The following is a 6,409-nucleotide window of genomic DNA, read 5'->3' on the forward strand; positions in this document are numbered from 1 at the left end:
GCTCACGTTTACGGTTTCGCCGGTAAGAGTGACGTTACCCGCATTTCCCTGACCTTCTGTTTCTGACAAGAGGAAAGCGCCCACGCTCACTTCCACGGTGTCGCCGGTAAGAGTGACGTTACCCGCATTTCCTTCACCTGTGGTACTCGAAGAGAGGAAAGCGCCCTCGCTCACGTTTACGGTTTCGCCGGTAAGAGTGACGTTACCCGCATTTCCCTGACCTGAACTCTCTGAAGAAAGGTAAGCGCCCTCGCTCACGTTTACGGTTTCGCCGGTAAGAGTGACGTTACCCGCATTTCCCTGACCCTCAGTCCCCGAAGAGAGGTAAGCGCCCTCGCTCACGTTTACGGTGTCGCCGGTAAGACTGACGTTACCCGCATTTCCCTGACCTTCTGTTTCTGACAAGAGGAAAGCGCCCTCGCTCACGTTTACGGTGTCGCCGGTAAGACTGACGTTACCCGCATTTCCCTGACCCGAGGTGTTTGAATCGAGGTAAGCGGAACCCAGTACGTTTACGACATTGGCGACGACGCGAATATCGCCCGCATTTCCCGCCGAATTCTCTCTAACGCGATTCGCGATCGAACTACTATCGGATAGGGTGAGTTCTCCTGTGGCGTTGAGTTCGATATTGCCCGAGTCGGCGTCGGGAACGCCCAATCCTTCCCCAATTCCAGCATCTAAGGAACTGCTGCTAACGGTAATATCGGAGGCGTCGATCGAGATTTCGCCGCCGATACGATCGATAACTGTAATGCTGGCACTGTTCGTCAAGGAAATCGGCGATCGATCCAGGTTTTCGGGTAACTCCCATCCCGTTAGAGACACTCTCGACCCTGAATTACTGAACTGCAACGCAACGGTTCCAGTACCGCCGACTCCTCCTAGGAGGACTCGCCCCCCTGGTGCAGAGATTTGGACGCCATCGAGATCGATCGTTCCTCCTAACAATGCCAGGGTTTCGCGTTGGCGTATCTCCAAGCTGGCTTCGGTTCCCCGAATCGTCCCCGGACTGTTGCCCAACTGCACCCCGACGGGAACGCTGACGGTCAATAAAGGGGCGGATGCGGGATTCGTCGCGCTAAATTCTGCGTTGTTTTCAAACACCAGGCTGTCAGCGGTACTGGCGAAAAACGACCCACTAATATCTAAACTGGCTCCGGAACCGAAAAGGATGCCGTTGGGATTGAGTAAAAACAGGTTCGCCGAACCGTTGACGCCCAGCACTCCATCGATGTTGGAAATATTGTTTCCCGTCACTCGACTGAGAATGTTCTGGATGTTGGCGGGGTTGTTGAAATAAACGCTTTCAAAGCTGTTCACGTTGAATTCTTGAAAGCTGTGGAAAAGGTTCGCGCCCCGCGTCGCCCCCCCTTCAATAAGTGTGGCGGGATTGCCGTTGACGGAGGCGTTGGGAGTGACGACGGAGGCTTCAGTGCCGAGCGTCGCGTCCGGTGTGATTTGCGCGAGGAAAACCTCGTCTGAGGGGGTTGAAAGGGTTTGGGCGAGTGGGAAAATTTGGCTTTCTGATGCGGCGCGAACTGGGGAACTCGCCAGGCTGGCGGTCAACAGGACTAGCCCGAGTCGAACCCAGCCCGCAGCTTGAAAACTGGTCATGAGTTATGTGGCTTCTGGCTCTTGGGTTAATAGGTTTGAGGGAGTTAGTACGGTTTTTACGGGTCTTCTAATTTGAGACGATCGGCATATTTTACACTCATTTAAGACCATTTTTGTAGAGTCTAAAACTGTTGGCAACGCCGGAATTTTTTTGTTAAAATTAACTAATCAAAACGTAATTAAAAAAACTATTTTTGTTAAAAAAAACCGGCATTTTTTGCCGGTTTTTTTTAAGGTAATTACGTTAAGTCGTCAATTCTTTTTTGTAACTCTTCGATTCGTTCGGTATCGTTGAGGGTTTCGTAACCGCTTTGGGCTTGCGTTAACAGTTTGATCGCCGCCTCGGGTTGGTCTAACATCGCCTTCACTTCCGCTAATCCCGATCGCGCGTCTGCCAATCCTTGAATATCTTCGATGGCCGTCGCAATTTCGATCGACCGTTCGTATCGTTCCTCAGCCAACAAATTCAAACCCACGTAACGATAGATATCTCCCAAGACTTGATAAACTTCTAGGGTCTCGGTTCCCGAAGCCACAAACGGCTCGAGGGTATCGATCGCCGCCGCTAACAAATCTTCGCGAATATAAATATCAGCGATCGAAAGGGCTTCCGTTTCTTCCGGAAACTCCTGCTCTCGAATCTGAGCAATATCCGTTTCCACAATTTCCAAATCTTCCGGGTACAACCGCTCGAACGTCGCCGTTTCCGCCCCCACATCGAGCTGAGAAGACGCCCCGTTATCCGCTTCCACGATAACCCGATATTCCACCCCTGGCGTCAACGCCGGCGTACCAGGATACTGCACCTGCGTCCCGCTGACCTCCGTTTCCCAATTCACATCATCTCCCAGCACTTGCACCGTGTAGCGACTGGCCCCCGCGACGGGATTCCAACGGATGATGGGTTGAGAATTTGAAATAAACGTGCGGCGAGGCGTGGTGACATAGGGAATGCTGGGGTCTATCCCGCCGAGGGTATTGTCGCTTTGTCGCCCCACTCTCAAGCTGAAGCCGCCATCGGGAGGACAGCCCCAGACGACCCCCCGCTCGAGATTGGAATTCATCGTCCAAGTGGTAGTTAAATCGGAGCAGCGGATGCGGACTTGAGCGCCGCCTGCCGTTTGCACGAGATCCCCTGTGTTCAAGCGCATCCCCCCGCGAGCGGGCTGATACTGAGATTGTCCGGAGCGTCGGATTTGAGCCGAGCCGTTGACGTCCACCAGTAGGAATTCTGAGGCTCCGGCGGCGGTGGGCATTGAAAGCGCCAGCGCTAGTAAAGTAGAGCCGAAAGATAGGTAGCGATCGAATTTCATGGGTAGTTGGGTTGTAAGGTTTCAAGACAGAACGATCGAGCCGGGAAGGGCATTTATGGCAGGGCGGCAACAGACTGAGAAACCCGCAATCTCAAACGAACTCTCTATTTTTGGGAAATGCCCAGTTTCGGGTGAGACACTGCGATTTCTATCAGTCTCACCTCTATGCCTATCCTTTTATACCTCAAAAAAAACGCTGCACAGTCTGTTTTTGTAAAAAAACTCAACCCAGATTCATCCCGGACGATTGTATTTTCTTTCTGGAGTTTTCGCGAAAATTAGATTTCCTTAAACCTTCCGGACAAGTCCCCAGCCCGGCTGTAATTTTTAAGGGCAATCCATCAGTTTGAGAGGGGAGCGTCCTTAGTGGTGCAGAAAAGTCCTGAAACCCTTGTTAGAAAAGATATCGCCGTATTAAAGGGTTGGCCTAAAAATCTCAAATCGGTAAATGGCTACCGGAGATCCCCGGCATCTCCAGGATGCCGGGGATCTGGCCCCAAATTAAATACATATAATATAAATTTTGTCAATCCCCGATCTCGAAAAGTTTTCTGCACCACTGAGGGGGAGCGTCTCGAACCGTCTCAGGGAAGAGGCGTTTCCGGAGAATTCTCCGACTCCCCAGACTCCGCTTGAAACAACCGCTTGCGAGCCGCATCGAGCCAAGCATCTTCTTCCGGGTTGAGTCCCCGAGCCAAGGCATAACACTGCTCCCATTGTTCTAACGCCGCCGCAGGATTTTTATTTTGCTGTTCTAGGGCTTGAGCTAACAAGCAGTGCGGACCTGCACCTTGGGGGTTAATGGCAATGGCGTTTCTGAGTTCGCTTTCAGCTTCGAGGGGGCGATCTTGCATCAACCGCGCCCAGCCCATATTTTTGGAAAATACATATTCGATCGCCGGAATGCTAGCAGCCGAACAGTATTGAAGAGCGAAGTTTTCGCGATTTTCCAACTTCAACTGTCCCTGTTTCAGCAACGCCGCCGCTGCGGTGTAGTCCTGGGAATTCACAATGTAGAGACGGGCGAGGTTATTATAGGCTTCGATACAGCCGCCGAGCAGTGAGACTCGATATTCTGCCTGGGCTTTATCGAATTCGAGTAAGTCTTCGTAGATATTACCCAAGCGGAAATGGGCTTCCATATTGTTCGGTTCGAGTTCTACTGCTCGTTTGTACTTGGCGAGGGCGACGGTGGTTTGAAACCGATCTTGCGCCTCGATACCCCGTCGAAGGTAATATCTTGAAATACTGGGTAAACTGGCTTGAAATCCCAGCAATCCGAGAAAGACCAAGACGGCCAAGGCAAATTTGGTTTCGTGCCATAAATATTTCGGGAGATGTAAGGCGGTTAGGGAGCGTTCGATAATTCGCTGGCCGGCTTTGCTGAGCGGCGCACCGGCCGCTAACATGGCTATGACGCTCTGTCCGATGGTGGCAAAGGCACCCAAGGCGTCGGGGCCTCCGGCTAAGAACCGGGAGGAAATCGCCGCCACGAGAGCGAAGTTACAGGTGAGAACGGGAATGGTTAAAATTTCCCAGAGCCAATCTAATTTATCCCAAGGGTGAATTTCTTCAGGGGGTTGGAAGTACCACCACCACGCCGATTCGGGCGGTTCGACGAGTTCTCGAAATTTCTCGAGCGGAACGGTTTTTGCGATGACGCCTCCCTGTTGGGTTAGGCGTTCGTCTAGGGAAATGAGTTTGAGACAGGCTTGGGTGGGGGGCGGACTTTCTTGGGCGACGAGGCGTTGAATTTTGTCCCGTAGGAGTAATACGTCTAAGCAGGTGTCGAGGGAGGGCGATCGATCGAACCCTTCGCCGTCTTCGAGATATTCGAGGGCGCGATCGTATTTTTTTAAGGCTCGGTCTAAATCTGAGGTGAATTCCCGATCTAAATCTAATGTACTCATTGCTGAAATCTGAGCGGGTTTATCCAATCTATTAAGCGATGCTGCGGCGTTTTCGCGCTTCTTTGTAAGAGGTTCCCACGTTTTGCAACCCAGCTTCGATCATCTGACGTTCTAATAAGGCAAAAAAGCGATGTCGATCGCCGCCTCGGACGACAGCTTGGTTATGAGCTTCGGCTAACGTCACGGGATAACCGTATCCTTTGTAAACCTGTCCTAACATCAAACTCAAGGCAGTGTCGAGAAGATCCGGATTGTTCGCCACCCAAGCGGGAAGGTCGATGCGGGCGATTTCACTTCCCACGTGAACGTAACAGAAATATACGGTCTGACGATCGCCGTACAGGTTCAAAATGGGATTGGAGGACTTCCACAAACAGCCCCGTTCTCCCGGTTGTAACTGCGTCGCCCAAAAGATGGTATCCCGCAACGGTTCGGCCACTTGACAGGGGGAGCGTTTCAACACCACTTCTCCTTCTTCTGGGGCGACGTAAGGACAGTTTGTCGAACAGTTGGGTACGTCGAACGGACAGGCTTGGAAGCGTAGAAAGTGCAGGGCTTCGCTACTGCGGGAGGCGCTGAGATACCCCAGTAAGGGAACTCCGGCTAACTGGAGGCGATTCCAGGCTTCCAACATCGGCGGTAGGATACGATCGATCGCCTCGTTGGGTAAATTTTCTAAAAACCAATAAATTAAAGACCCGTCCACCATCGCCAACATGGGGGGTTTGCGATTTTGCAACCGCACGCTAACGGCTAACTCCGCCAGTTCTGTGGCTTCAGCCACGGTGCGCCGATATCCCATCCATTCTTCGGTACGAATTCCCCACTGTCGGGAAACGTAGAGGTCTTCGGGACGGTAGAACACTTCGGGAATGCTATCGAGGAGGGGTTGGCGATTTTGGCCGTAGTGTAACGCCACCCGTCCGATGTTGAGGAGATAGCAATAGGCGATTTCGTGTTGGTTGGGGGCGATTTGGGAACCGTCGGTGGCGATGACGCTGTGGGCTTTCGGCGGTGCTTTCAGTAAAACGCGGGTGTCCAGGGGTTCGACGGGGGTGGCGGCGGAAAACCAGATGCGATCGCGCCATCGCTTTTGAGCTTTTACTAAGGCGTCTTGCTGCTGACAGGCTTGGAGAAATAAGGTTTCTGCCCGTTCCATGCGCTTGCGGGCGGCGGTGGCTTCTTCCCGCAGGTGGTCGATCGTTCCCGCTAACTGTTGACTGACTTTGTTGAGATCCAGCACGACGAACTCCCCTTTTGGTTGACGTTCGGTTCGGGAATTCGCCGCGATCGATAACACTTTCGATCGAGCGGCGATTTCCCGGTGCTGTCCAGCTTAACGCAGTCTTCTCCATGTATTGAGGACTTACGCAGAAACCCGGTTTTTAACGATATTTCGGTTTAACGGAAAGGTCAGAACGAAAAACCGAGTCGATCGACCGACCCGTGCTTAACTCCTGGTATTTTTGAAAACTTTTCGAGGAACGAGCTAGCCGTGGCGTCTGCTGGCTCAAAGATGGTTGAAACGCTTTATGGAATCCAGGGTGTGACAGGCTCGATCGGCAAGAG

Annotated in this window: 4 protein-coding genes; all 4 read right to left on the reverse strand. The window is 52.3% G+C overall.

Features of this window, described 5'->3' with window-relative positions; translation table 11 throughout:
* Nucleotides 1-1,617, reverse strand: a 1,617-nt coding sequence (locus ACP5D4_RS20515) for a filamentous hemagglutinin N-terminal domain-containing protein (RefSeq protein ID WP_428013474.1), incomplete at its 3' end; no start/stop codon positions are given.
* 239 nt (nucleotides 1,618-1,856) lie between these two features.
* Nucleotides 1,857-2,930, reverse strand: coding sequence for a tetratricopeptide repeat protein (locus tag ACP5D4_RS20520; RefSeq protein WP_428013475.1), 1,074 nt, complete (start codon nucleotides 2,928-2,930; stop codon nucleotides 1,857-1,859).
* Nucleotides 2,931-3,514: 584 nt separating this feature from the next.
* Nucleotides 3,515-4,840 carry a tetratricopeptide repeat protein gene (locus ACP5D4_RS20525; protein ID WP_428013476.1) on the reverse strand — a complete coding sequence of 442 codons (1,326 nt, stop codon included), beginning with the start codon at nucleotides 4,838-4,840 and terminating at the stop codon, nucleotides 3,515-3,517.
* A gap of 31 nt (nucleotides 4,841-4,871) precedes the next feature.
* Nucleotides 4,872-6,083, reverse strand: coding sequence for a DNA double-strand break repair nuclease NurA (locus ACP5D4_RS20530; protein ID WP_428013477.1), 1,212 nt, complete (start codon nucleotides 6,081-6,083; stop codon nucleotides 4,872-4,874).
* Between the last annotated feature and the right edge of the window lie 326 nt (nucleotides 6,084-6,409).

This window comes from Baaleninema sp. (genome assembly GCF_049974805.1).
Taxonomy (GTDB): domain Bacteria; phylum Cyanobacteriota; class Cyanobacteriia; order Cyanobacteriales; family Geitlerinemataceae; genus Baaleninema.